The organism is uncultured Stenotrophomonas sp. (assembly GCF_963519125.1).
GTDB lineage: Bacteria > Pseudomonadota > Gammaproteobacteria > Xanthomonadales > Xanthomonadaceae > Stenotrophomonas.
Map to the genome: position 1 here is coordinate 1 of NZ_CAUQLJ010000002.1, position 26,792 is coordinate 26,792.

Here is a 26,792-nt window from a genome sequence, read left to right on the forward strand (position 1 = left end):
CCCCGGCCGGCATCGAGAAGGGCGCCTTCCTGGCGATGTACTTCGCCGACCGCGCGGTGGTGGTGGTGAACCCGGAAGTGTCCTCGGTGCGCGACTCGGACCGCATCATCGGCCTGCTCGATTCGAAGACCCACAAGGCCGAGTCCGGCCAGAACGTGCCGGCCTTCCTGCTGCTGACCCGTTACAGCCCGGCCCGGGTGGAAACCGGCGAGATGCTCAGCATCACCGACGTGGAAGAAGTGCTTGGGCTGAAGGCGATCGGCGTGATCCCGGAATCGGGCGACGTGCTGAACGCCTCCAACAAGGGCGAGCCGGTGATCCTGGATCCGGAATCGGCCGCTGGCCAGGCCTACGGTGATGCGGTCGCCCGCATCCTCGGCGAAGAGCGCCCGATGCGCTTCACCTCGGTGGAGAAGAAGGGCTTCTTCAGCAAGCTGTTCGGAGGGTAAGCATGGGCCTGTTCGATTTCCTCAAGACCAAGAAGACCACCGCCGAAACGGCCAAGAACCGCCTGCAGATCATCATCGCGCAGGAACGCAGCCACCGTGGCGGCCCGGATTACCTGCCGCTGCTGCAGCGCGAGCTGCTGGAAGTGATCAAGAAGTACGTGAACATCGACGCCGACGCGGTCAAGGTCGACCTGGTCAAGGACGGTGAGCACGACGTGCTGGACATTTCCGTGGCCCTGCCGGAAGGCCCGCAGCAGTAATTCATCCCAGGGCCCCTTCCCTGCCGGGAAGGGGCGCACGACGCCCACGCCATGACCGCCACCGCCGAAGCAGAACCGCAGGTCACCCGCGTGGGCGACATCGATTTCAACGACGCCGTGGCGTTGCTGGGCCGGCATGCGCTGCAGCTGCACCGCGTGGCCGACGGCGCGCCGATTCCGGGCAGTTACTGGGGCGAGCCCGAGGCGGGCATCATCGCCAGCGATGTGTACGTGCGCAACGACACCCCCGTGCACTCGATGCTGCACGAAGCCTGCCACCTGATCGTATTGCCGCCGGAGCGGCGTGCGCTGGTCCACACCGACGCCACCGATTCGGTGCCGGAAGAAGACGCCACCTGTTACCTGCAGATCGTGCTGGCCGGGCAGCTGCCAGGCGTGGGCAGCGCACAGTTGATGGCCGACATGGATGCGTGGGGGTACACGTATCGGTTGGGGTCGACCCAGGCGTGGTTTGAGCAGGACGCTGAAGATGCCAAGGCGTGGCTGGTTGAACGTGGGCTGTTGGACGCCTAGAACGATCAGGCACCGCGCGGGACACGCATGGCGTGTCGCTACGCTTCGGCGAATCACCCCGCTCCGGCCAACGCCCGCAACGTGATGCCCACGATGTACGCCAGGTACGTCCCGGTCGCATAGCCCATGGTCCCCAGCAGCACCCCCACCGGCGCCAGCGACGGATGGAACGCCGCCGCCACCACCGGTGCCGACGCGGGTCCACCAATGTTCGACTGCGACCCGATCGCGAAATAGAAGAACGGCACCTTCAACGCCATCGCCAATGCCAGCAGCAGCGCGATGTGCACCGCGATCCAGATCAGGCCCAGCGCGAACAGCCACGGACGTTCCAGCAGCGCCAGCAGGTCCATCTGCATGCCGATGCAGGCGATCAGGAAATACAGCAGCAGCGAGCCCAGCTTGGAGGCGCCCGCCCCTTCCAGGTTGCGCGCCCGGGTGAAACTCAACGCCAGGCCACAGGTCGTGGAGATCACCACCACCCACACAAACGGCGCGTCCAGGCTGAACTGCGACGCCCAGGCCACGTGCCCCTTGAACCAGGCCGAAACCGGCCCTGCAATCGCATGCGACAGACCCACGGTGCCGAACGCCACCGCAATGATCAGCATCAGGTCGGTCAGGCTGGCCACGCGCTCGTGTTCGGCCTGGAACTTCTCGATACGCAACTTCAGCTCGTCGATGGCCGACGTATCGGCCCCGGTGCGCGCGTCGATCTTCGCCGCGCGCCCGGCCATGAAGATCAGCACCGCCATCCATACATAGCCCACGCCCACGTCGACCACCGCGAACTGGCCGAAGGTGGTCGCGTTGACGTCGAACACTTCGCGCATCGCCAGCATGTTGGCGCCGCCGCCGATCCAGCTGCCGGCCAGCGCCGCCATGCCCGACCAGGTATCGCCGGCCACGGTCTCCGGGTGCACCCACTTCATCAGCATGAAGGCCACCACCGCACCGATCATGATGCTGAGCGAGGCGCCCAGATACATCACGATCAGCTTGGGCCCGAGTCGCAGGATGCCTTTGATGTCCACCGCCAGGGTCAACAGGACCAGTGCGGCGGGCAGCAGGATGTCACGCGCGATGGGGTTGTACAGGCGGGTGTTCTGCCCGTCGATGAGCCCGATCGTGTTGTAGACGCCGGGAATCATGTAGCACAGCAGCAGCGCCGGCACGAAGGTGTAGAAACGCTTCCACAGCCCCTGCTCACGCGAGGCGGTCCAGAACACGGCGCCGAGGGTGGCGGCGATCAAACCGAAGACGACGATGTCGTTCTGGATCAGGGGCATGCGGAGGTCCTTATTCGCCGATGTGCTGCTTCAGCCAGCCGTTCACCGTGTCATGCCACTGCACGCTGTTCTGCGGCTTCAGCACCCAGTGGTTTTCGTCCGGGAAATACAGGAACTTGGACTCGATGCCCTGGCGCTGCGCGGCGGTGAACGCGCCCAGGCCCTGTTCGACCGGAATGCGGAAGTCGAGCTGGCCGTGGATGATCAGGATCGGCTTCTTCCAGTCGGCGACGTGGTTGACCGGGTTGAAGCGCTCGTAGTTCTCCGGCTTGGCGAACGGCGTGCCGCCCTGCTCCCACTCGGTGAACCACAGCTCTTCGGTGGCGTAACCCATCATGCGCTGGTCGAACACGCCGTCATGGTTGACCAGGCACTTCCACGGCTCGTTCCAGTTGCCGGCGATCCAGTTGACCATGAAGCCGCCGTAGCTCGCGCCCAGCGCACAGGCCTTGTCGCCGTTGAGGAACGGGTACTGCTTCTGCGCGGCTGCCCAGCCCTTCTGCAGGTCTTCCAGCGGGCGGTCGCCCCAGTGCTGGCTGATCGCATCGGTGAAGGCCTGGCCATAGCCGGTGGAACCGTGGAAATCGATCATCACCACCGCGTAGCCCTGGCCCGCGTAGGTCTGCGGGTTCCAGCGGTAGCTCCAGCCGTTGCCGAAGCTGCCCTGCGGGCCACCGTGGATCAGGAACGCCACCGGGTAGCTCTTGCCTTCCTGGTAGTTGTACGGCTTGACCACGTAACCGTGCACGGTTTCGTTGTTCCAGCCCTTGAACTGGAACTGCTCGTAGTCGCCGAAGGCCACGTCCGGGAGCATCTGGCCGGCGCTCGGGGTGATCTCGCGCGGGCTGCTGCCGTCGACGCCGGCCACCACGATCTGGTCGCCGCTCTTGAGGCTGTTCTTCGTGTACGCCAGCGTGCCTCCAGCGATCACCGGCGAACCAATGCTGCCGCCCTCGGCCACCACGGTGGCCTTGCCGGAAGCGATGTCGATGTTGAACAGGCGGTGTTCGCCCAGGTCATCGGCCGCGGTGTAGAAGCTCTTGCCATCTTCGGACAGCACCACCTCACCGGCCGAACGGTCCCAGCCCGGCGCGATCTCGCGGGTCTTGCCCGAGGCCAGGTCCATCGCCATCACGCCGAAGCGGTCGGCTTCGAAGCCCGGGCGCTTCATGGCGCGGTAGTACAGGGTGTTGCCGTCTGCACTGAACACCGGGCCGGCGTCCCACGCCGGGTTGGCGGCGGTCAGGTTGACCGGCGCCTGCTTGCCGTCGGCGTCCAGGCGGTACAGGTCGAAGTTGGTCGACCAGGCCTCTTCGCGGCCGGCCACGCGGATGCTGGCCACGACGGACTTGCCGTCCGGCGCCCAGGTGAAATCGTCATTGCCGCCGAACGGCTTGGACGGCGCATCGCCGGCCAGGGTGGCGCTGATCGCAGAGGCGCCCTTCACCGCGGCCGCCTTGCCGGTCGGCAGCGGGGCCACGAACAGGGTGTTGCGGCGGCCGTCGTTCCAGGTGTCCCAATGGCGCACGAACAGGCTGTCGAACACCTCGCCGGAATTCTTGCGCGCCTTGTGCGCGTCGAGCTTCTTGCTGGTGCAGGCCAGGTCCGAACCGCAGTCCTGGAACACGCCGGCGCTGAACGCCACGCGGTCGCCCTGCGGCGCGATCTGGAAGCTGTCCACGTCCACCGCGAAGTCGGTCAGCTGGCGCGGGGCGCCACCGGCCAGCGGCATGGCGTACAGCTGCTGGCTGCCGCCCTTGGCGCTGAGGAAGTACACGGTCTGGCCGTCGGCCGAGAGGGCGGCCGAATTGACGTTCCAGCCGGCCGGGGTCAGCGGCTTCGGCGGCGCCGCATCGCGGGTGCGCAGGTTGCGGATGAACAGGCCGGTGCTGGCCTTGCTGTCGCTGCCCATCACGCGCTTGGCGAACACCACGTTGCCGCCATCGGCGGTCAGCAGCGGGGCCGAAACCCGATCCAGCGCGATCATGTCGCGCACATCCAGGCCACGCGTAGCGGCCAGCGACGGCAGCGCGGTCAGCAGGCACAACGGCAACAGGGCGTAACGAAGCTTCATCGGGTTCTCCGCGGAACGGCAAAACGCCGATGGTAATGGCGCAAATGCCCGGGGTGCAAAGGCCACAGGTAATGGGCAAAACAAACCCCGCCGGAGCGGGGTTTGTGGGGTTCAATCGGGGGTCAGATCAGACCGAATGGGCTTTTTTGCCGGTCCGGTAGATCAGCCAACCCACCAGGAACAGCACGGCCAGGCCGATCCACTGCGCGGCCGGCAGGCTGAACGGCACTGCCAGCACGTCGGCGCGGCCACTGGCCACGATCGGAACCGCAATGGCGATCCCCATCAGCGCCTCGCCGGTGATCAGGCCGGCGGCGAACAGCACGCCCGGCTTGTGCACGCGGTCGCGGCCTTCTTCGTCGTCGGCACGGACCTTGTGGAAGCGCTCGACCAGGTAGGAGATCAGGCCGCCCAGGAAGATCGGCACCATCAGTTCCAGCGGCAGGTAGATACCGATGGCGGCGGCCAGCACCGGCACGCGGAAGCGTGCGTTGCGCGACTTCAACCAGCTGTCGAAGGCGATGATGGCGGCGCCGACCACGGCACCGATGCCGATGAAGGTCCACGGCAGTTCGCCACCGAACAGGCCCTTGGCCACCGAGGCCATCAGGTTGGCCTGCGGTGCAGCCAGCGCGTTCGGGTGCAGCTCGGACTTCACGCCGATGCCGTAGGCGGTAGCCAGCAGGTTCAGCACCGGGGCCATGATCAGTGCGCACGAGAACGCACCGATGCCCAGCATCAACTGCTGCTTCCACGGGGTGGCGCCGACGATGTAGCCGGCCTTGAGGTCCTGCAGGTTGTCACCGCCGACCGCCGCAGCACAGCACACCACCGCGCCGATCATGATCGCAGCCACCGCACCCAGCGGCGCACCGCCGGCACCGACCGGCTTGAGGCCATCGGCGCCCAGCAGCACGACCAGCACGGCCGAGGCGAACAGGATGGTGGAGATGGTGATGCCCGAGACCGGGTTGTTGGACGAACCGATCAGGCCGGCCAGGTAGGCCGAGACCGACACGAACAGGAAGCCGGCGACGATCATGATGAGGGTCATCGGGATCGACACGTGCCACTGGCCGACGATGGCCTGGTACAGGGCCAGCAGCGGCAGCACGAAGACCACCAGGGCCACCAGCATCCACTTCATCGGCAGGTCGCGCTCGGTGTGCGCCAGCACCGGGCCACCGCTCTTGCGGGCGGCGGCAAAGCCGCTCTTGACGCCGTTGAGCAGCGACTTGCGCAGCGAGATCAGGGTCCAGATGCCGCCGATCAGCATCGCGCCGACACCCAGGTAGCGCATCTTCGCGCCCCAGATGGCAAACGCGGCTTCGGTGGACGAAGCGGTGGCGACCGACGCGGCCAGTGCCGGATCGGTGTTCATGAAGAACGCCTGGTAGATCGGGATGGCGATGTGCCAGGTCAGGATCGAGCCGGACACCACCACGATGCCGACGTTGAGGCCGACGATGTAGCCCACGCCCAGCAGTGCCGGCGACAGGTTGGTGCCGATGAAGGCGGTAACCTTGGAGCTGCCGACGTAGGCCGAGGTGGCCCAGGCATCGGGAATCAGGCGCATGCCGCTTTCCGCGGCCAGCTTGACGAAGGCACCGATCACCGCCGACAGGCCGAGGATCTTCAGGCCCGGGCCCGGGTTCTCACCGGCCTTGAGCACTTCGGCCGCAGCCTTGCCTTCCGGGAACGGAAGCGGGTCTTCGACGATCATCGAACGGCGCAGCGGCACCGAGAACAGAACGCCCAGCAGGCCGCCAAGGCCGGCGATGCCCAGCACCCACCAGTACTTGAAGTCCGGCCAGTAGCCCATGATCACCAACGCCGGGATGGTGAAGATCACACCGGCGGCGATTGACGAGCCGGCCGAGGCGCCGGTCTGCACGATGTTGTTCTCGAGGATGGAGCCACCGCCCAGCAGGCGCAGCACGCCCATGGAAATCACCGCGGCGGGAATGGCGGTGGCGATGGTCAGGCCTGCGAACAGACCGAGGTAGGCGTTTGCGGCCGACAGCACCACCGCCAGCACGATGGCCAGGGCCACTGCGCGGAAGGTGAGCTGCTTGGGCGCAGCGTCGTGGTTCATGGAAGCCCCTGCTGGCAAAAAATCCCGATCACGCTAGCGTTCAGGGGGCGGCAAGTCCAGTGCGCATGGTCACCGCCGGACATGGCCCAACGCCCTCCCCGACCCGCTCGGCAACGCCAACCGACCGATCCGGCAAGGCCCGGCAACACCTGCCGCAAAAAGGGGACGGAGGGGATTAAGTCGCATTTGTCATAAGCGCCGTGATCCGGCCCATCCCCTTCTATAATCGCGCCCTTTCCGCTGTCCCCGCCGTCGATGACCGTTGCCGCTCCTGCTTCCGACGATTTCCTGGGCCATCCCAAGGGCGTCTATGTCTGCTTCTTCACCGAAATGTGGGAGCGCTTCTCCTTCTACGGCATGAAGGCGCTGCTGCTGTTGTACCTGACCAAGTACCACCTGTTCGGCGACAAGGCCGGGCTCGACCTGCTCGGCGCGTATGGCGGCCTGGTCTATTGCATCCCCGTGTTCGGTGGCCTGCTCGCCGACCGCTGGCTGGGCATGCGCAAGGCCGTGGTGTTCGGTGGCGTGCTGCTGGTACTGGGACACCTGGGCATGGCCTTCGAAGGCCACGCCGCCACGCGCGTCAACGGCGAAGTGGTGCGCGACACCGCAGCGCTGGGGGTGACCTACCTGTCGCTCGCGCTGATCATCATGGGCGTGGGCTTCCTCAAGCCGAACATCTCCACCATCGTCGGCAAGCTCTACCCTGAAAACGATCCCCGCCGCGATTCGGGCTTTTCGCTGTTCTACGCCGGCATCAACCTGGGCGCCCTGTTCGCTTCGCTGGTATGCGGCTTCCTTGGCGAAGCCTATGGCTGGAAGTATGGCTTCGGCGCCGCCGGCATCGGCATGGTGGTCGGCCTGGTGATGTTCCTGTGGGGCCAGAAGTACCTGCAGGGCCATGCCGAACCTACCGACCCGGTGGCGCTGCGCAAGCCGGTGTTCGGCCTGCGCCGCGAATGGCTGATCTACGTTGCCGCCGTGCTCGGCGTGGTGCCCGTGGCCGCCCTGATGTGGGCCGCGGCCAACGGCGCCTTCGCGCTCGGTGGCGAAATCAGCCTGGCACTGATGCTGATGATCGTCGTGCTCGGCGCGGTGCTGGTCTGGTTCGCCTGGTTCACCGGCACCCGCTGCACGCCGGTGCAGCGCCAGCAGATGATCGCGCTGATGGCCCTGATCTTCATGGCACTGGTGTTCTTCACCCTGTACGAGCAGACCTACGGCTCCTGGGTGACCTTCACCGACCGCATGCTGACCAAGGACCTGGTGCCCGCACTGGTGATCCAGGGCGGCACGCCGCTGCCGTGGTCGATCGCCTCGCTGCTGCTGGCCCCGCTCGGCTTCGTGGTGGCCGCGCGCCTGTCCGAGCGCAACCCCGGCTCGACCGCGCCGCGCAATCTGTTCATCGCCATCGTCGCGTTGATGTTGGTGATGCTGATCCGCGACTGCCTGGTGATTCCGCAGACCGCCGGTTCGCTGACCTACCTGGGCGGCCTGTTCCTGGTGGTGCTGGCACCGTTGTTCGCCACGCTGTGGGCGTGGCTGGACAAGCGCCGCCTGGATCCTTCCAAGCCGGTCAAATCGTCACTGGGCCTGGTGTTCGGTGCGCTTTCCTTCATTCCGTTGGCGTTGGCCGCGCAGCAGGTCGGTGCCACCGGGCAGATGGCCAGTGTGTGGTGGCTCGTGCTGGCGTACCTGGTGCTGGAGATCGGCGAGATGTGCCTGTCGCCGGTGGGTCTGTCAGCGGTCACCCAGCTGGCCGCACCGCGCGTGGTCAGCCTGATGATGGGCACCTGGTTCCTGGCCACCGCGTTCTCCGAAACGTTGGCCGCGTTGTTCGGCAAGCTCGCCGCGATCGAAGTGCCCGAAGGCGAAACCATGAACATCGCCAGCGCCGCCGCCAGCTACGAACACCTGTTCTGGCTGCTGATGTGGATCGGACTGGGGTGCGCCGCCGTGGCACTGGCGGGGTCGCCGGTGTTGAAGCGGATGATGCACGGGGTGAAGTGACACGGGTGACGCACCCCTGCACATAAACAGTTCTTAACACCATCCGACCCAGTCACAGTTCCTGGGCGTTGAAACAAGTTGTAGATACAGCCACACCGCGGCTGACCACCATGGCGCTCCCACGTGCAGACCTGCCCGACGCAGCTGCACGTCTTTCCCGATGCGTCCATGGAGTTTCCAATGTCCCCCGCTGTTCCCACCCGTCGGCCGTTGGCCGTCTTTGTCGCACTTGCCCTGTGCAGTTCCCTTGTCGCCCCCGCCTACGCCGACGAGGACGTCGACTGCGAGACCACGCCCGACCACCTTCAGTGCGACGACAGCGAGGACAGTGAAGGCGAATCGCGCGGCATGAGCGCGTGGTTGCTGGGAGGGCTGGCCCTGGCCGGCGGCGCTGCTGCGGCAGCCGGCGGTGGCGGTGGCGGGGGTAGCGATGGCGGCGGCGGTGGGGGCGGCGGTGGCGGCCTGCCACCCGGGAGCGAAGGCGGCCAGTACGGCGGCAACCAGCACCTGGCGGCACCCGGCAGCGACGTCACCTGGGACCGCAACGTGGAAACCCGCGTGGTCGGCAACGCACGCAACGAAGGCACCCTGCACATCAGCGCCGGCACCCTGGCGGTGCGCAACGACGGCGAGCTGCGCAACACCGGCACCCTGCGCATCGGCCAGGCCGCGCGCCTGCTGCTGGAGAACGACGGCGAGCTGGACAACCATGGACGGCTGGAACTGCAGGGGCAGCTGCACCTGCAGCGCGACGGCAGTCTGGAAAACCACGGTACGCTGATCGCGCAGGGCGCCAGCATCCGCGTCGATGGCGACTCGGATATCGAAAACCTGGGCAGCATGGAGCTGCGCGACACCGTGGTGACCCTGACCGGTGAAAGCGAATTCGACAACGGCGAGCGCCGCCGCAACGCCAGCCTGGTCGTCGACGGCGGCGGCTTCGCGCTGGGCGGCATGGCGGAGTTCGACAACCATGGCACCGTCACCGCGCGTGGCACGCTCAACCAGGGCGCATTGGTGCATGCGGTGACTGCGCGGGTGGGCAACGAGCGTGATCCGATCAAGGCCTTCGACAACCATGGCCAGATCACGCTGGACGGCAACGCCCGCGTGCTGTCCCTGGTCGCCGACAGCCACGCCAGCAGCGGCGTCAACCGCGTCGGTGGACGGATCACCAGCAACGCGCGCAACCAGTCGGCAATGCATGCCGAAGGCAGCCACGCCACCCTGCTCAACCAGGGCACCCTCACCGTCACCGGCGACGGCGCGGTGGCGATGTCCGGCGCGCGCGGCGCCACCCTGATCAACGACGGCGTGATCAACCTGGGCGTGGCCGGCGGCCAGAATGGCCAGAACATGGTCGCGATGCAGTCCGACGGCTCGGCCACGCTCAACAACCGCCGCGGCGGCGTGATCAACATCCATGCCGACCACTCGCACGCCTTCCGCATGGGCCCGAGCGGCGGCGGCCGCCTGATCAACAACGGCCAGGTCAACGTGTTCGGCGCTGGCAGCGGCGTCCACGCCGACCTGCCCACCCAGGACGCCGACCGCCCTGCTCCGGACCTGGGCTGGCAGGCGCCGCGCGGCATCAGCGGCTACACCGTGGGCACCAATGCGGATGGCAGCGCCGGGCAGATGGTGCTGCATGAAGGCGGCGAACTGTCCGACGTCCACGTCGATACCGGCTTCACCCGCGGTACCGATGCCTCACAGATCCGCCTGGACAAGGTGTTCGCGGGCGCCGACGGCGGCGAGCAGAACATCCGCAGCGCCACCGTGGTCTGGCAGGCCCAGGCCGAGCGCGACGCCGCCGGCAACGTCGACGTGGTAATGACCCGCAACGACTACCGCGAACTGGCCGATGCCAGCGGCCACGGCATTGCCGCTGCACTGGAAGCAGGCTACGCCAGCAACGCGCTGTACCACAGCCTGGAAGTGGCCAGCGGCGCCGAGTTCAACCACGCGCTCAAGCAGCTGTCCGGCGCCGGCCTGGCCATGGCCGGCCTGCGCCTGACCGCCAACGGCGATGCGTTCTGGTCGAGCCTGGCCCGCGCCACGCCGGCCAGCGGTTACCGCGTGGTGGCATTCGGCCCGGGTTCGGCCAGCGATTTCGGCGTGCAGGGCGTAGGCACCGGCATGCAGATGGCGATGTCGCTGGGCGGTGGCCGGCAGCTGCAGCTGAGCACCGGCCTGCTCGGCTCGGACTTCTCGACCGACGGCGGCCAGACCCGCTCGCAGTCGCGCTTTGCCGGGATCGGCATGGCCCAGTCGCTGGGTGCGTTCACCCTGCAGCACACGCTCGGCAACGAATGGCACCAGACCGACGGCCAGCGCCAGCTGCACTGGGGCAGCACGCGCATGCGCGCACACAGCCAGCGTGCCCTGTCGCGCGTGCGGCTGGGCAGCACGCTCAGCACCGAGGTGGTGGCTGCGGGGCTGCAGTGGCAGCCGCGGTTCGGCGCGTCGGCCTACCATGCGCGCGAAGGCGCGTTCCATGAAGTGGGTGCCGACGCACTGGGCCTGTCGGTAGGTGCCGGTACCCGCAGCGGCATGCAGCTGGAACTGGGCAGCGCGATGAGCGGCCGGCTGGGCCACCGCTGGACACTGCGTGGCGACGCAGCCCTGTACGGGTCCACGGCGCATCGCGCCAGCGCGCGCAGCGCCACGCTGCACGGCGCAGGCGACCATGCCTTCGCGGTACCCGGCCTGGCCCCCTCCGGCATCGACTACCGGGTGATGCTGGGCGCGGACTACCGCTACCGCCGCGCCAACCTGGGCGGCGCGGTCATGGCCGAGCGCCTGCTCGGGGTCCCCGATGTGCAGGCGCAGATGCAGCTGCAGATGGCGTTCTGATCGCTATCGCATGACCTGTAAAGCGCCCGCGCAGCCGGTCACGGTTGCGCGGGCGTTGCCGTTGTGGCGGTTTCCCCGCCCAGGCTGCGCGACAGGAACGCGAGCAGTTTCGTGTAGTACTCGCGCTGGTGCGCCGGCATGTAGAAGCCGTGCCCCTCGGTCTTGTAATACAGGCTTTCCACCGGCGTGCCCGCACGCCGAAGCGCGGCTTCCATCTTCTTTGTGTGCTGGATCGGCGCGCGCTTGTCTTCGCCACCGGCCGCCAGGAACACGGGAACCCGTACCTGTGCCGCCAGATTCACCGGCGACTGGGCTCCCAGCCCTTCCACCGGCCCCAACCACTCGCGCAGGTAATTCACGCCCGACCGATCGTCCTGGATGTCGCCGCGCTCGTACATCATCGGCAGGTCGTAGATGCCCACGTAACCGGCTGCGCACTGGTACAGCCCCGGTTCGCGCACCGTGCCCATCATCGCCGCGTACGCGCCGTAGCTGGCGCCGTAGATACAGATGCGCTTTTCGTCGGCAATGCCTTCGGCGATGGCCCAGCGCGTTGCGTCGGTCACATCGTCCTGCATCCGCAGCCCCCATTGCCGGGCGCCCGCTGCGGTATGTGCGCGCCCGTAGTTGGACGATCCCCTGAAATTGACCTGCAGCACCGCATAACCCGCTGCCGCCAGCAGTTGGGTTTCGTGCTCGTAGCCACCGTCATCGAACACGCCGATCGGTCCACCGTGCGGCATCACCACCAGCGGCAACCTGCTGGCCTGGCGGCCGTTGGGCACCGTCAGGAAGCCGTGCAGCTTCAGGCCGTCGCGTGCGGTCAAGGCAATGGGGCGCACCTGCGCGCTCCGCGACGGGTCTATCCAGCTGTTGCGGCTGGCGAGCAGCGACGCCTTCTTGTCCACCGTGTCATAGCGGTAGAAGTCGCCCGGGTTGCTGCCCGACCAGGTCTGGACCAGCACGGTGCGCCCGTCGCGGGTGCTGGAGGTAACGTAGACCGGGCTGCGCAGGGCGGCCTTCAGGCTGCGGTACAGGCGCGCGGTGCTTGTGGTGTCGTCGAAGAAGCGCGCGCGCGGCTCGTCGCCGAAGTACAGCGCGCCCACCGGCACGCGGGTGCCGGGCTGGTAGATCACCCGGCCCGGGTCCACGGTTTCATCGCGCAGCAGCATGCGCCGTTCGTTGGTCTGTGGATTCCAGCTCAGGATCGCATCCGGCCCTTCAGGCTGCTCCACCCACAGGTAGGCGAGGCTGCCGTCGGCGGAAAACCCCAGCGGAATTTCAAGCCGGTTGCTGAGCGATTCGTCGTTGATCAGCACCCAGTCGTCGCCCTTCTGCGCGCGGTAGTACAGTTTGCGCACGTTGTCGGAGCTGGCGCCGTGCGCGAAACGCACTTCACCGGTGTTGTCGGTAGTGAAGTTGGCGCGCTGCACCGGCGAGCGCGCGACGATCAGTCGGCGTCCGGTCACCGCATCCATGCGCTCGATCCGGGTGTAGGGGTTCTCGGCGAACGGCCACACTGCGATCAGCACATTGCGGTCGTCCGTTGCGAGCTCGTCGGTGAGAAACGCCGAGATCTGGCTTTCGTTGAACCCGCCGACCCGATAGCCCACCAGCAGATCGCCGCCCCTGCCGTCGGCATTGATGCCGTACAGCTCGCCGGTCGGCTGCGGACGGTCGAGCCGGCCCAGCTTCTGCGCCAGGCCGATCACCACGCGCTGGTCGCTCACCCAGTCGAAGGTGTCGGCATGGTTCTTCGGCGGTGGCCGGAACGAGCCGACCAGGCTCATGTCCGCGCTGCGCAGGATCGCCACGGCGGTAGCATCTTCCAGCGGCACGGTGGCGGCCACATAGGTGCCGTCCGGCGAAATCTTGAGCGTGGTGAACGCGTCCTCGCGCAGGAACCGGTCCAGATCCACTGCGCCGGCGCTGGCCGACAGCACTGCCGCAGCGACGCCCAGCAGCGTCGCCATCGTTGTCTTGCGCATCCCTTCCCCCCTTGGTCCGGCCCCCGGCCGGGTCATGCTCGAAAAGCGGCACCCGAAGGTGCCGCCCTGCCTACTGCCATGCCGCCCCGGTCAGGGCGACGCCGCCGCTGCGGCGGCGGTGCTGCCCCCCAGGCTGCGCGACAGGAATGCCAGCAGCTTGCCGTAGTACTCGCGGCGGTGCGGGTCGGTGTAGAAGCCGTGCCCTTCGGTGCTGTAGTAGAGCGACTCCACCGGCACGCCCGCCTTCTGCAGTGCCGCTTCCATGCGCCTGGTGTGCTGGATGGGGGCACGCTCGTCTTCGCCACCGGCGGCGAGGAACACCGGCACCTTGATGCGGTCTGCGATGTTCACCGGGGAGACCTCGACCAGGTCCTTCGGGTTGCCCAGCCATTCCTTCAGGTAGTTGCTGCCCGAAGCCCTGCGCTGGACATCTCCGCTGGTATGCATCATCGGCAGGTCGTATACGCCCACGTAACCGGCGGCGCAGCGGTACATCCCGGGTTCGCGTGCCGCTCCCATCATCGCTGCGTACGCGCCGTAGCTGGCGCCGTAGATGCAGACCTTGCCGGCATCGGCGTGACCCTGCGCGATGGCCCAGCGGGTGGCGTCGGTGACGTCGTCCTGCATCGCCGCGCCCCACTGCTTCGCGCCCCCCTGCTCATAGGCGCGGCCATAGTTGCCGGATCCACGGAAGTTGACCTGCAACACCGTGTACCCGGCGCCGGCCAGCATCTGCGCTTCGCTGTTGTAATTGCCATCGTCGAACACCCCGAACGGGCCACCGTGCGGCATCACCACCATCGGCGGCTTGGCACCCGCCGCGGAGGCCGGCAGGGTCAGATAGCCATGCAGCTGCATGCCGTCGCGCGCCTTGAAGGCGAACGGCTGGACCTTGGCACTCTTTTCCGGGTCGATCCAGTCGCTGCGACTGATCAGGTGCTCGGCCTTCTTCTCCACGGTGTCGAAGATGTAGAAGTCGCCCGGATTGCGCCCCGACCATGCCTCGACCAGCACGTGGCGACCGTCGCGGGTGCTGGAACTGATGAACACCGCATCGCCACCAAACGCGGCTTCCATGCTGCGGTACAGACGGGCATCGGCCGACGTTTCGTCGAAGAAGCGGGTACGCGGGGTATCGCCGAAGTACAGCGCGCCGACCGGCACGCGGGTGCCGGGCCGGTAGATCAGGCGGTCCGGGTCAACCACCGGGTCGCGAAGCAACGGCGTGCGGGTGCCGGTGGCCGGGTCCCAGCTGACGATGGCGTCGGGACCGTCGGCCTGCTGCACGCGCAGGTAGGCCGTCTTCGCATCTTCGGAGAAGCCCATTGCGGTTTCAATCCGCCCCGTGTCGGCCTCATCGTTGACCAGTTTCCAGCTGTCACCGATGGCATCGCGGTAGTACAGCTTGTTGACGTTGTCGGCGCCGGCCCCGTGCGCGAACCGGATCTGGCCGTTCGGGTCGCTGGTGAAATCCGCACGCCGCACCGGCGAGCGCGCAACGGTCTGGCGACGACCGGTGGCGACATCCAGCCGGTCCACGCGGGTGTAGGGGTCATCGGAGAACGGCCATACGGCCACCAGGACGTTGCGCTCGTCCTGCGGCATCGAGTCGATCAGGAACGCGGCCACCGCCTCGACCTTCTTGGGCTGGATCCGGGTGCCGGGGCCATTGCCTTCCACGCGGTAGCCGACCAGCAGTTCGCCGCCGCCCCCATTGGCGTTCATGGCGTAAAGCTCGCCGGTCAGGCGCGGCGTGTCCAGGCTGCCCGACTTCTCTGCCAGGCCGACCAGCACGCGCTTGTCGCTGACCCAGTAGAAGTCGGTGGCGTGGTTGTTGGCCGGGGGCACGAACGAGCCGGTGACCTTTCCGGTGGCGCGGCTCAGGATCGCCAGCGCGGTGCGGTCCTCCATCGGCACGGTGGCGGCGTAGTAGTCGCCCCCCGGCGACAGCTGGATGTCAGTGAACGTATCCCGCTTGAGATAGTGCTCCAGGTCCAGCCCGGCCGCGGCCACCTGGGTGACCGGTCCGCACAGCAGGGCCATGGCGGCCAGGGCCACCCACTTCGAGTACTTCATCCTTCCCCTCCCTCCGGACACCCTGTCCGTGAAGGGGGAGTGTAGACAAAAGAAAATGGCACCGCGAACGGTGCCATTTAGACGTGCATTGACGGAGAGAGAGAGAGATCAATGCACGCCGCGGAACGCCAGGCTCAGGGCCAGGATTGAGAGGATCACGGCGATGGTGCCGTCCAGGATCCGCCAGGTTTTCGGCTTGGTGAACAACGGCGCCAGCATGCGCGCGCCCAGGCCCTGTGCGGTCAGCCACAGGCAGCTGGCGGTGACCACGCCGGCGGCGAAGGCCATGCGCGCGTTGCCGAAGTTGTCGGCGATCGAGCCGATCACCATCATGTCCAGCCAGAAGTGCGGGTTGATCAGCGAGAAGCCGACCGCGGCCATCAGCACCGCGCGGCGGCTGCCGTCGTCACTGTCAGCCTCGCCCATGCCACCGCCACCGGCGATCGCACGGCGTGCCGACTTCATTGCGTACCAGGCCAGGAACGCGACGCCGGTCCACAGCACGGCGGTGGTCAGCCACGGCAGTGCCGACGTGAGCGTGCGCAGGCCGGCCACGCTGGCGAAGATGAAGATCGCATCGATGGCCGCACAGGTGGCAACCACCGGCACGATGTGCTTGCGCAGGATGCCCTGGCGCAGGATGAAGGCGCTCTGGGCCCCGACCACGGCGAACAGGCCGATGCCGGTAGCTGCACCAGAGAACCAGGCACCGAGGCCGGTGCTGGCGGAGATGACCGAGAACATGGGATTCACTGCCTTTACTTGCTTGGGGGGACGGTGCCTCGCGAAGGCGGACAGCACCGGAACGGGCGCCATTGTCGCGCCGCAACATGGAAAAGACGAGCTAAACTTCCTAAACCAACATTAGCGGAACTTAATTCGATGCGTATCGACCATGCCCAGCTGCGCGCCCTGGCCGCGGTGATCCGCGAAGGCAGCTTCGACCGCGCCGCACAGTCGTTGAATGTCACGCCCTCGGCCATCTCGCAGCGGGTCAAGGCGCTGGAGGACCGGGTCGGCCGCCTGCTGGTCATGCGCGGCACTCCGGCCACCGCCACCGCCGAGGGCCAGGTGCTGGTGCAGCTGGCCGAGCAGACCGCCCTGCTCGAACACGATGCCCTGCACCGTATGGGCCTGGCCGACGAGGACCTGCCCCAGGCAAGCATCCCGGTGGCGGTGAACCACGACAGCCTGGAGACCTGGTTCCCGCAGGCCGCCTCGCAGTTCGCGCAAAGCACCGGCACCACGCTGGACCTGCGCGTGGAAGACCAGGACCACACCGTCGAACTACTGCGCCAGGGCACCGTGCTGGGCGCGGTGACCACCCTGGATGAGCCGGTGCAGGGCTGCCAGATCCACGCGCTGGGCAGCATCCGCTACGCAGCGACCTGTACCCCCGAGTTCCGCGAGCGCCATTTCGCCAAGGGCGTAACCGCGCAGGCGCTGGCGCAGGCCCCGGTGCTGGTATTCAACCGCAAGGACGAAATGCAGTCGCGCTTCGCCCGGCGCATGGCCGGCGACGACCTGCCCAGCACCGCGCCGACCTGGTGGATTCCGTCCACCCGCGCCTTCGTGCAGGCCAACCTGGGCGGCATGGGCTGGACCATGAACCCCCTGCCGCTGGTGAAGCGCCATCTGGACGCCGGGCGCCTGGTCTACGTGCGCCAGCGCGCGTGGGAAGACGTGCCGCTGTACTGGCAGCACTGGAAGGGCGACGTGCAGACCATGGCGCTGCTGACCAGGGCGGTGCTGGCGGCGTCGGCGACGCTGGTGCGGCGCAAGCGGTGACGATGCCGTGACACGGCGTCGTGCAGGCTGACGCCATTCCCGGCGGGGGCGTGGCGATGGAATCGGATCCGGTCTATCTGCATATCCGGGTGGTGCTCAGCATCATCCTCGGGCTGTCCATCACCACGCTGGTCAAAGGTCTGGCCTCGGTCATCGAGCATCCGGCCCGACGCGGCGGCTGGTCGGGCATCCACCTGTGCTGGGTGCTGTGGACGCTGGTGTCGGTGGTGACCTTCTGGTGGTGGGAGTTCCGCCTCGCCAGCGTGCGCGAATGGACCTTCGGCCTGTACCTGTTCGTGATCGGCTACGCCGCCAGCTGGTACATGTTGTGCGTGCTGCTGTTCCCCGACGACCTGCGCGAGTACGGCAGCTACGAGCAGTACCTGCTGCAACGGCGCGCCGGCTTTTTCGGCATGCTGGCGCTGGTGACCCTGCTCGACCTGGGCGACACCGCGATCAAGGGCCACAGCCGCTGGCAGATGCTGGGCGAGGCCTATCCGCTGCACACCGGAATCATGCTGGTGATCGCAGGACTCGGCATTGCGAGCCGATCACGACATTGGCACCTGGGACTCGCGGCATTCGCCCTGCTCTACCAGAGCGGGTACTTCCTGGCTGAATACTTCACGATGGGAACCGACTGACCGGGCTTGGCACAGCGACCGGATGCTGCGTTGCACCAAATTCGTACCGGAAAGGGCTAAAATCGACGTCTGGATGCGCTCAAGTGCTTGTTTCTTCACGCTTCGTCCGCGCGGCGTCGTCATCCTGCCCCCATCTCCCCACTGAAGAGAATTCCCATGACGAAATCGTCTGGAACGCCTTCGAACGGCGCATCGCCGCGTTCCGAAGGGCGCCCGGCCAAGCATGCCGGTCGCAGGAAATTCGCGAAGCTCGTCCTCGCCCTGTTCGCCCTGCTGCTGATCGCCGCCGCCGTCTTCCTGTACTGGCCGCTGACCCAGCGCTCGGTCCCGGCCGCCGGCAACGACAAGCCGGTCGACGTCGTGCTGGTTGGCGGCGGCATCATGAGCATCACCCTGGCCACCTTCCTGCAGGAACTGCAGCCGGACTGGAACATCCAGGTGTTCGAGCGCCTCGACGGCGTCGCCCTGGAAAGTTCTGACGGCTGGAACAATGCCGGTACCGGCCACTCGGCGTTCGCCGAACTGAACTACACCCCGGAACTGCCCGATGGCAGCATCGAGACCAAGCGCGCGGTCGGCATTGCCGAACAGTTCGAGATCTCGCGCCAGTTCTGGTCGCACCAGGTCAAGGAAGGCCGCCTCAGCCAGCCGTCGGACTTCATCAACCCCACCCCGCACATGAGCTTCGTGTGGGGCGATGAGAACATCGCCTACCTGCACAAGCGCCAGCAGGCGTTGGTCAAGAACCCGCTGTTCTACGGCATGCAGTACTCCGAAGACCCCGCCCAGATCAAGGCGTGGGCCCCGTTGATGATGGAAGGCCGCGACCCCAACCAGAAGATCGCCGCCACCTGGATGCCGCTCGGTACCGACGTCAACTTCGGCGTCATCACCCGCCAGCTCACCGCCGGCCTGCAGCGCAACCCCAACTTCAGCCTGCACCTCGAGCATGAAGTGCGTGCGCTGCGCCAGAACGACGACAAGACCTGGAACGTCACCGTCAAGGATCTCAACGCCGGTACCGAGTCCACCCTCAAGTCGCGCTTCGTCTTCATCGGCGCCGGTGGTGCCGCGCTCAAGCTGCTGCAGCTCTCGGGCATTCCGGAATCGAAGAACTACGCCGGCTTCCCGGTCGGTGGCCAGTTCCTCGCCTTCCAGTCGCCGGAGATCGCCGGGCGCCACAGCGTCAAGGCCTACGGCATGGCCGAAACCGGCTCCCCGCCGATGTCCGTCCCACACCTGGACGCGCGCAAGCTCGACGGCAAGCCGGTGGTCCTGTTCGGCCCGTTCGCCCTCTACAGCACCAAGTTCCTGAAGCACGGCTCCTGGTTCGACCTGTACTCCTCGGTCAACCACAACAACGTCGCCGGCATGCTTGACGTCGGCATGGAGAACCTGGACCTGGTCAAGTACCTGATGGGCCAGGCCCGCCTCAACGACGACGACCGCCAGGCCGAACTGGTCAAGTACTTCCCCAACGCCAAGCGCGAAGACTGGAAGCTGGTGACCGCCGGCCAGCGCGTGCAGATCATCAAGCGCGACCCGGAGAAGGGTTCGGTCCTGCAGTTCGGCACCGAGATCGTCACCGACCAGGACCACACCCTGGCCGCCCTGCTCGGCGCGTCGCCGGGCGCGTCGACCTCGCCGCCGATCATGCTCGACCTGCTCAAGAAGGCCTTCCCCGAGCAGATGGCCGCCGGCTGGGAAGCCCGACTGCGCGAGATCGTGCCGTCCTATGGGCGCAAGCTCAATGACAGCGCCGCGCTGACCAACGAAGTGCGCCGCCAGACCAGCGAGGCGCTGAAGCTGCCCTACCTGGACGTGCCGGTGGAAACCAGCCCAGCGGTGATGCTGACCCCGCCCCCGGCCGCGCCGGTGAAGGAAAAGCGCAACGCCAACGAAGAGATGCAGGCGTTGTAAGCCAGCAGATGTGCGATAGCAGCGGGGCAGAGCCCCGCTCTACGAAGAAAAACCGGCCACTGGCCGGTTTTTTTTGCCTGCCCGGCTGCCCGGGGGACGTATGCCAACGTTAAATTATTGTAATTCGAATGAGAACGATTTACATTTGCGTCCCGTTGTGCACCGCCTCCCGCCGCTGAGACCCCCACATGTCCTTCCGTTCGCCCCTGTCCCGCCCCGTCCGCCGCGCTCCGCTCGGCCTGGCCGTCCTCGCCGTCCTCTCGCTTGCCTCGCCGTTGGCCCTGGCCGAGACCGCTGACGCCGCCAGCGATGCCAAGACCCTGGACAAGGTGAACGTGGTCAGCACCCAGCGTGCGCCATCCAGCACGACCCGCCTGCCGATCAGCCTGCAGGAAACCCCGCAGTCCTCCACCGTGCTCGGCCTGCAGCGCATCCAGGACGAAGCGCTGTTCAGCATCAATGACGTGCTGCGCAACGTCACCGGCGTCAGCGTGTCGTTCTACGACACCCAGCGCCCGCTGTACTACGCACGTGGCTTTGCGATCACCGACTTCCAGGTCGACGGCATTCCCACCTACAGCGGCTCGACCAACCAGGAATACGACACCGCCTTCTACGACCGCATCGAGGTCATCCGCGGCGCCAACGGCCTGCTCAGCGGTGCCGGCATTCCCTCGGCCACGGTCAACCTGCTGCGCAAGCGCCCGGGCAAGGAGTTCGACGCGTCGTTCGCGGTCAGCGCCGGCAGCTGGGACTTCCGCCGCATGGAAGCCGACGTCAACGCACCGCTCACCAGCGACGGTCGCTTCCGCAGCCGAGTGGTCGCCGCCTACACCGACCGTGGGCTGTATTACGACCGCTATGACGAAAACAAGATGGCCGGCATGGCCGTCCTCGAAGGCGACCTGACCGACAGCACCACCGTCACCGTCGGCTACCAGACCCAGGACAACAACCCGTACGGCTCCACCTGGGGCACCGTGCCGTTCTTCGACAGCGAGGGCAACTTCGCCCACCTCCCGCGCGAAACCAACCTGTCGCCGAAGTGGAGCTACTGGAAGCGCGAAACCAGCACCGCCTTCGCCAACCTCGAGCAGCGTTTCGGCGAGAACTGGCTGCTGAAGATCAATACCGCCTACACCCGCGGCAACGTGCAGAACGTGCGCCTGTATGGCACCGGCAACCCGAACCCGGCCACCGGCGCCGGCATCTTCCTGCGCGCCGCCGCCGGCGACTCCGAAGATACCCGCCGCAACGTCGACGCCTACCTCAGCGGTACCTTCCCGCTGTTCGGCCGCGAGCACGACCTCACCGTCGGCGCGCAGTGGTCCGACCTCGAAGGCACCACCAACACCATCGCGCTGCGTTACCCGACCGACTGGGCACGCTGCGGCACCGAACGCTGCTACTACATCCCGAACGTGTACACCTGGAACGGCGACATTTCCGAAGTCACCTACAGCCGTACCGGCGCGCGTCGCGTTGCCCACACCACCCAGAGCGGCTTCTACCTGGCCACCCGCCTGCGCCTGGCCGACCCGCTGTCGCTGATCGCCGGTGCGCGCCTGAGCCGGTGGGAGACCCTGACCCGCGCCTACAACGCCGCCGGTGCGTATACCGCCACCAGTGGTGCGTACAAGGTCAGCGATGAGGTCACCCCGTACGTGGGCCTGGTGTACGACATCAACCCGAACGTTTCGGTCTACGGCAGCTACACCGAGATCTTCAACCCGCAGAACTACAAGGACCGCAACGAGAACCTGCTGGCCCCGGTGCAGGGTTCCAACCTCGAAGCCGGCCTGAAGACCCAGTGGTTCGACGGCCGCCTGACCGCCAATGCGGCGGTGTTCGAAGCCAAGCAGGACAACTACGCGGTGCGCGACATGAGCGTGCCCGACGGCAGCCTCAGCGACGGCAGCTCGGCCTACATCGGTGTGAACGGCACCAAGGCGCGCGGCTGGGAAATGGACATCAACGGCGAAGTGATGCCGGGCTGGACGGTCAATGCCGGCTTCACCCACGTCAAGGTGACCCGCGCCGCCACCGACATGCTGTACGCGAACCCGCCGGAAGACCTGCTGCAGCTCAACACCAGCGTGCGCCTGCCCGGCGTGCTGGACCGGCTGACCGTGGGCGGTGGTTTCTCCTGGCAGAGCGAAGTCGAGGGTTACAACATCCCCTACCCGCTGGGCGGCACGCGCACGGTGAAGCAGCCGGCGTACATGCTGGTGAACCTGCACGCCAACTACGCGATCAACGACAGCTGGACCGCGTCGCTCAACGTGCGCAACGCGCTGGACAAGACCTACTGGGCGAACCTGGATTACAACAACTACGGCGAGCCGCGCTTCATTTCGGCCAGCCTGCGCTGGAAATTCTGATCCCATGTGGCATGGCAGCCAGGCAGGGCCTGGTTCTACCCCCCACTCAAAATGAACAGGGCCGCCTTTGGGCGGCCCTTTCATTTTTGCTGCGCTGCGGGTTGCAGGCCCCTCCATAATTATGGCGTAATTACCAAAACGCCATCCGGATGCCTGTCGATGAACACCAGTTGGGACACCTTGGAGCGCGGCCGCCTGGCCCGGCTTGAACGCGCCGCCCCATGGGTGCGCGGCCATGAGGTCGCCGCCGGCGATGTCGTCGACGTGCTGCACGCGTTGCTCGAACCCGGCGACAAGGTCTGCCTGGAAGGCAACAACCAGAAGCAGGCCGACTTCCTTGCCCAGTGCCTGGCCGACCTCGACCCGGCCCGCGTGCACGACCTGCACATGGTGCAGTCGGTGCTGTCGCTGCCCTCGCACCTGGATGTGTTCGAGCGCGGCATCGCCTCGAAGCTCGACTTCTCCTTCTCCGGCCCGCAGTCGGTGCGGCTGGCCAACCTGGTCGCCGAAGGGCGCATCCAGATCGGCGCCATCCATACCTACCTGGAACTGTTCGGCCGCTACTTCATCGACCTTACCCCGCGCGTGGCGCTGGTCGCGGCCCAGGCCGCCGACCGCCATGGCAACCTCTACACCGGTCCGAACACCGAAGACACCCCGGTGATCGTCGAAGCGACCGCGTTCGGCGGCGGCATCGTCATCGCCCAGGTCAACGAGATCGTCGACACCCTGCCCCGCGTCGACATCCCGGCCGATTGGGTCAACGTCGTGGTGCAGGCGCCGCGCCCGAACCATATCGAGCCGTTGTTCACCCGCGACCCCGCGCAGATCTCCGAGATCCAGGTGCTGATGGCGATGATGGCCATCAAGGGCATCTATGCCGAATACGGGGTCAACCGGCTCAATCACGGCATCGGCTTCGACACCGCCGCGATCGAACTGCTGCTGCCGACCTATGCCGAATCGCTCGGGCTGAAAGGAAAGATCTGCCAGCACTGGGCGCTCAACCCGCACCCGGCACTGATCCCCGCGATCGAATCGGGCTTCGTCAAGTCGGTGCATTCGTTCGGCTCCGAACTGGGCATGGAGAAGTACATCGCGGCACGCGGCGATGTGTTCTTTACCGGTGCCGACGGCTCGATGCGCTCCAACCGTGCGTTCTCCCAGACCGCCGGCCTGTATGCCTGCGACATGTTCATCGGCTCCACCCTGCAGATCGACCTGCAGGGCAACAGCTCCACCGCCACCCGTGACCGCATCGCCGGTTTCGGTGGGGCGCCCAACATGGGTTCTGACGCACGCGGCCGCCGGCACGCCAGTGACGCCTGGCTCAAAGCTGGCCAGCAGGCCGCGCGGCCCGGCGAAATGCCACGCGGACGCAAGCTGGTGGTGCAGATGGTGGAAACCTTCCGCGAGCACATGGCCCCGGCCTTCGTCGACCGCCTGGACGCCTGGGACCTGGCCGAACGCGCCGCCATGCCGTTGCCGCCGGTGATGATCTACGGCGACGACGTCAGTCACGTGCTGACCGAAGAAGGCATCGCCAACCTGCTGCTGTGCCGCACCCCCGAAGAGCGCGAGCAGGCGATCCGTGGCGTGGCCGGTTACACCGCCGTCGGCCAGGGCCGCGACCGCGCCATCGTGGAGAACCTGCGCGACCGCGGCGTGATCCAGCGCCCGGACGATCTCGGCATCCATGTGCGTGACGCCAGCCGTGACCTGCTGGCGGCGCGTTCGGTCAAAGACCTGGTGCGCTGGTCCGGCGGTCTGTACGACCCGCCCAAGCGCTTCCGCAACTGGTAAGGGAACCTGCCATGGAAACCCTCGAATATCGCTTCAACGGCACCCGTGCCGCGCGTTTTGCGGACCCCGCCGTACTGGTGGGCGTCCTGGGCTCGGGCAACCTGGAAATCCTGCTGGAACCGGCTGCACTGGACGGTGCGATGACGGTACGCATCGTCACCGCCGCGCGCGGCTTTGGCAGCATCTGGGAAGCGGTGATCGCCGATTTCGCACGTCGCCATCCGCTGCGCGATGTGCAGGTGTCGATCAACGATGCCGGCGCGACGCCGGCCGTGGTCAGCCTGCGCCTCGACCAGGCGGTGGAAACGCTGCTCGCCGGAGACCGCGCATGAGCCTCGCCCACCGCCACAGCTACTACGAAGCCGACGCGCGCGAGCGCATTGCCGGCGTGCTCGACACGGGCAGCTTCCGCGAACTGCTCGGTCCCGCACAGCGCGCGATCAGCCCGCACCTGGCGCAGCTGGACCAGCCGGCCGCCTTCGATGATGGCATCGTCGTGGGAGAAGGCCGGTTGCGCGGCAAGCGCGTGCTGGTTGCCGCACAGCAGGGCCAGTTCATGGGCGGCGGCGTGGGCGAAGTCCATGGCGCCAAACTCACCGGCCTGCTGCAGCGCGCCGCGCAGACCCGTCCCGACGGCGTGCTGCTGCTGCTCGACACCGGTGGCGTGCGCCTGCATGAAGCCAACGCAGGGCTGATCGCCATTTCAGAAATCATGCGTGCCACCCTGGCCGTGCGCGCCGCCGGGGTGCCGGTCATTGCACTGATCGGCAGCGGCAACGGGGCCTTCGGTGGCATGGGCATCGTGGCGCGCTGCTGCACCACGGTGATCATGTCCGAGGAGGGACGCCTGTCGCTGTCCGGGCCGGAAGTGATCGAGACCGTGCGCGGCGTGGAAGAATTCGATGCGCGCGACCGCGCATTGGTCTGGCGGGTCACCGGCGGCAAGCACCGCTATCTGATCGACCAGGCCCAGGTGCTGGTACCGGATGCGATCGATGCCTTTGCCGACGCGGCATTCGCGGCGCTGCGCCCGGATACCGACAGCGTGGACACCGACGCGGCACTCGTGGCATTGCAGGCGCGCCATGCCGCGCTGAAGGCGCGCGCGCAGGCGTGGAGTGATTGCCGCGACGGCCTGGAGATCTGGGCACGGCTCGGCATTGGCGATCCGCAGCAGCTTCCCTTGCTGGACACCGACGCCTTCCTCGCCGCCACCGCGCACCGGAGCCTGCCATGAGTGCCGCGCTGCAATCCCTGTTCGATGCGCTGTTCCCGCGCGGTCATGCCATCACCGTCCACGACTCGGTACTGACCGGCACCGCCAGCACCGCCGACGGCGAGGTGACCGTGATCGGCACCACCGACAAGATTGAAGTCGGCGTGGACCATGCGCTGGTGCTGGCCGACACCGTGCTGGCGAGTACCGCCGCGCATCCGCAGCGCCCGATCGTGATGCTGGTCGACACTGCCGGCCAGCGCCTGGCGCGCCGTGACGAACTGCTGGGCATCAATGGCTACTTCGCCCACCTGGCACAGACCCTGGACCTGGCCCGGCGCCGCGGCGCGCGGCTGGTGACGCTGGTATACGGTGAATCGGTCAGCGGCGGCTTCCTGTCGTTCGGGCTGATGGCCGACCATATCCACGCCCTGCCCGATGCGCAGGTGCGGGTGATGGACCTGCGCGCGATGGCGCGGGTGACCAAGCAGCCGCTGGAAAAGCTGCAGGCGCTGAGCCAGAGCTCGCCGGTGTTCGCACCCGGCGTGGAGAACTACGTCGCCATGGGCGCGGTGGAGTCGCTGTGGCAGGGCGACCTTGCACAGGACCTGCTGGATGCGTTGCGCCGTCCTTCCGAGGGCGATGTGCGCGCACGTAGTGGTGCCGAGCGTGGTGGTCGTACGCTCGCGGCGCGCGTTGCTGCACAGGTGGCCGCCGGCGATGCCTGACCGGCCCGCCCGCCACACGCTGGTCTGGCTGTCGGCACACGCCGATTGGCGGGCCGACGTGCCCGCGCACGACGCGCGGCTGGCGGCGTGGTTTGCGGGCGGCTTTCCTGCGGTGGTGGCGCGCCGCGCCGCCGATGATCCCGATCCCCGCGTGCGTCTCGGCGTTCCCCTCCCCCCCGCCGAGGGCAAGCTGCGATTGGGGTTGCGGGTGTCATTGAACGACATCGCGCGGCAGGCGCCGCCACTGGCGCTGGGCGAGGTGGCAGTGCATGCCGGAGTGCCTGAAGCATGGCGCGTTCCGTTGTCGACGCTTGATGCGCTGGCGCCGGCGCGGGTATTTGGCGCGTTCGCGTGGCAGGTGCTGACCGGGCTGGACTATGTGCATGCGCGGTCGGATGTCGATCTGTTGTGGTCGGTGCGCGATGCGCGCGGTGCGGACGTGCTGGTGCGGGCCTTGCAGGACTGGGAAGCGCGGTTCGGGCTGCGGGTGGATGGTGAATTCTGTCTACCGGGTGGGGCCGCGGTGAACTGGCGGGAAATCGCGGGTGGGTCGCGGCAGGTGCTGGTGAAGCGGGTGGAGGGAGCCGGGTTGGAGTTGCGGTCCGCGCTTTTCGGACGGGCTGTCGGGGACACGCATGGCGTTTCGCTACCGGGACGCGTCGGAGTGGCTTCGTGAGCGCG

The 26,792-nt window shown here is 67.1% G+C and carries 19 protein-coding genes and 1 pseudogene; 14 read left to right on the forward strand and 6 right to left on the reverse strand.

Going from position 1 to position 26,792, the window contains the following annotated elements:
* From RYM47_RS01460 to RYM47_RS01470, 3 genes and pseudogenes are all read left to right on the forward strand, one after another.
* Positions 1–449 (forward strand): annotated as a pseudogene (locus tag RYM47_RS01460) (septum site-determining protein MinD); the annotation flags it as partial.
* Positions 450–451: 2 nt separating this feature from the next.
* Positions 452–709, forward strand: coding sequence for a cell division topological specificity factor MinE (gene minE / locus RYM47_RS01465; RefSeq protein WP_070206828.1), 258 nt, complete (start codon positions 452–454; stop codon positions 707–709).
* A 51-nt stretch (positions 710–760) separates the two neighbouring features.
* Complete coding sequence (locus RYM47_RS01470; protein WP_315385600.1) at positions 761–1,243, forward strand: hypothetical protein; 483 nt, start codon at positions 761–763, stop codon at positions 1,241–1,243.
* A 53-nt stretch (positions 1,244–1,296) separates the two neighbouring features.
* Here RYM47_RS01470 and RYM47_RS01475 read toward each other — a convergent pair whose 3' ends face one another.
* The 3 genes from RYM47_RS01475 to RYM47_RS01485 form a co-directional block, all read right to left on the reverse strand.
* On the reverse strand, positions 1,297–2,532 hold the full coding sequence (locus RYM47_RS01475) for a DUF819 family protein (protein ID WP_315385601.1): 1,236 nt from the start codon (positions 2,530–2,532) through the stop codon (positions 1,297–1,299).
* 10 nt (positions 2,533–2,542) lie between these two features.
* Positions 2,543–4,606 carry a S9 family peptidase gene (locus RYM47_RS01480; RefSeq protein WP_315385602.1) on the reverse strand — a complete coding sequence of 688 codons (2,064 nt, stop codon included), beginning with the start codon at positions 4,604–4,606 and terminating at the stop codon, positions 2,543–2,545.
* Between the two features lie 127 nt (positions 4,607–4,733).
* Entirely contained in the window at positions 4,734–6,701 is a 1,968-nt protein-coding gene (locus RYM47_RS01485) for an oligopeptide transporter, OPT family (RefSeq protein ID WP_315385603.1), read from the reverse strand.
* 255 nt (positions 6,702–6,956) lie between these two features.
* On the opposite strand from RYM47_RS01485, the gene RYM47_RS01490 reads away from it, so the two are divergent.
* Both RYM47_RS01490 and RYM47_RS01495 read left to right on the forward strand, forming a co-directional pair.
* A complete protein-coding gene (locus RYM47_RS01490) occupies positions 6,957–8,711 on the forward strand; it encodes an oligopeptide:H+ symporter (protein ID WP_315385604.1) in 1,755 nt (584 codons plus the stop codon).
* 180 nt (positions 8,712–8,891) lie between these two features.
* Complete coding sequence (locus RYM47_RS01495) at positions 8,892–11,567, forward strand: hypothetical protein (RefSeq protein ID WP_315385605.1); 2,676 nt, start codon at positions 8,892–8,894, stop codon at positions 11,565–11,567.
* A 38-nt stretch (positions 11,568–11,605) separates the two neighbouring features.
* Here RYM47_RS01495 and RYM47_RS01500 read toward each other — a convergent pair whose 3' ends face one another.
* The 3 genes from RYM47_RS01500 to RYM47_RS01510 all read right to left on the reverse strand — a co-directional run bounded on the left by RYM47_RS01500 (position 11,606) and on the right by RYM47_RS01510 (position 16,375).
* Positions 11,606–13,555, reverse strand: coding sequence for a S9 family peptidase (locus RYM47_RS01500; protein WP_315385607.1), 1,950 nt, complete (start codon positions 13,553–13,555; stop codon positions 11,606–11,608).
* A gap of 90 nt (positions 13,556–13,645) precedes the next feature.
* A complete protein-coding gene (locus RYM47_RS01505; RefSeq protein ID WP_315385608.1) occupies positions 13,646–15,631 on the reverse strand; it encodes a prolyl oligopeptidase family serine peptidase in 1,986 nt (661 codons plus the stop codon).
* 108 nt (positions 15,632–15,739) lie between these two features.
* Positions 15,740–16,375, reverse strand: a complete 636-nt coding sequence (locus RYM47_RS01510) for a LysE family transporter (RefSeq protein ID WP_315385609.1) — start codon at positions 16,373–16,375, stop codon at positions 15,740–15,742.
* Between the two features lie 138 nt (positions 16,376–16,513).
* On the opposite strand from RYM47_RS01510, the gene RYM47_RS01515 reads away from it, so the two are divergent.
* From RYM47_RS01515 to mdcG, 9 genes are all read left to right on the forward strand, one after another.
* Positions 16,514–17,419 carry a LysR family transcriptional regulator ArgP gene (locus RYM47_RS01515; RefSeq protein WP_315385611.1) on the forward strand — a complete coding sequence of 302 codons (906 nt, stop codon included), beginning with the start codon at positions 16,514–16,516 and terminating at the stop codon, positions 17,417–17,419.
* 20 nt (positions 17,420–17,439) lie between these two features.
* Positions 17,440–18,063 (forward strand): hypothetical protein, encoded by a 624-nt coding sequence (locus RYM47_RS01520; RefSeq protein ID WP_315385612.1) that lies wholly within the window; start codon positions 17,440–17,442, stop codon positions 18,061–18,063.
* A gap of 156 nt (positions 18,064–18,219) precedes the next feature.
* The gene (gene mqo, locus RYM47_RS01525) at positions 18,220–19,983 is read left to right on the forward strand and encodes a malate dehydrogenase (quinone) (RefSeq protein ID WP_315385613.1); all 1,764 of its coding nucleotides are present in this window, start codon (positions 18,220–18,222) and stop codon (positions 19,981–19,983) included.
* Positions 19,984–20,171: 188 nt separating this feature from the next.
* A complete protein-coding gene (locus RYM47_RS01530; protein ID WP_315385614.1) occupies positions 20,172–22,364 on the forward strand; it encodes a TonB-dependent siderophore receptor in 2,193 nt (730 codons plus the stop codon).
* A gap of 159 nt (positions 22,365–22,523) precedes the next feature.
* On the forward strand, positions 22,524–24,167 hold the full coding sequence (gene mdcA / locus RYM47_RS01535; RefSeq protein ID WP_315385615.1) for a malonate decarboxylase subunit alpha: 1,644 nt from the start codon (positions 22,524–22,526) through the stop codon (positions 24,165–24,167).
* An 11-nt stretch (positions 24,168–24,178) separates the two neighbouring features.
* Positions 24,179–24,499 (forward strand): malonate decarboxylase acyl carrier protein, encoded by a 321-nt coding sequence (gene mdcC, locus RYM47_RS01540; protein WP_315385616.1) that lies wholly within the window; start codon positions 24,179–24,181, stop codon positions 24,497–24,499.
* Positions 24,496–25,404, forward strand: coding sequence for a biotin-independent malonate decarboxylase subunit beta (locus RYM47_RS01545; protein WP_315385617.1), 909 nt, complete (start codon positions 24,496–24,498; stop codon positions 25,402–25,404). Before mdcC ends, RYM47_RS01545 begins: the two co-directional genes overlap by 4 nt.
* Complete coding sequence (gene mdcE / locus RYM47_RS01550) at positions 25,401–26,111, forward strand: biotin-independent malonate decarboxylase subunit gamma (protein ID WP_315385618.1); 711 nt, start codon at positions 25,401–25,403, stop codon at positions 26,109–26,111. Before RYM47_RS01545 ends, mdcE begins: the two co-directional genes overlap by 4 nt.
* A complete protein-coding gene (gene mdcG, locus RYM47_RS01555) occupies positions 26,104–26,787 on the forward strand; it encodes a malonate decarboxylase holo-[acyl-carrier-protein] synthase (protein ID WP_315385620.1) in 684 nt (227 codons plus the stop codon). Before mdcE ends, mdcG begins: the two co-directional genes overlap by 8 nt.
* Positions 26,788–26,792 lie beyond the last annotated feature (5 nt).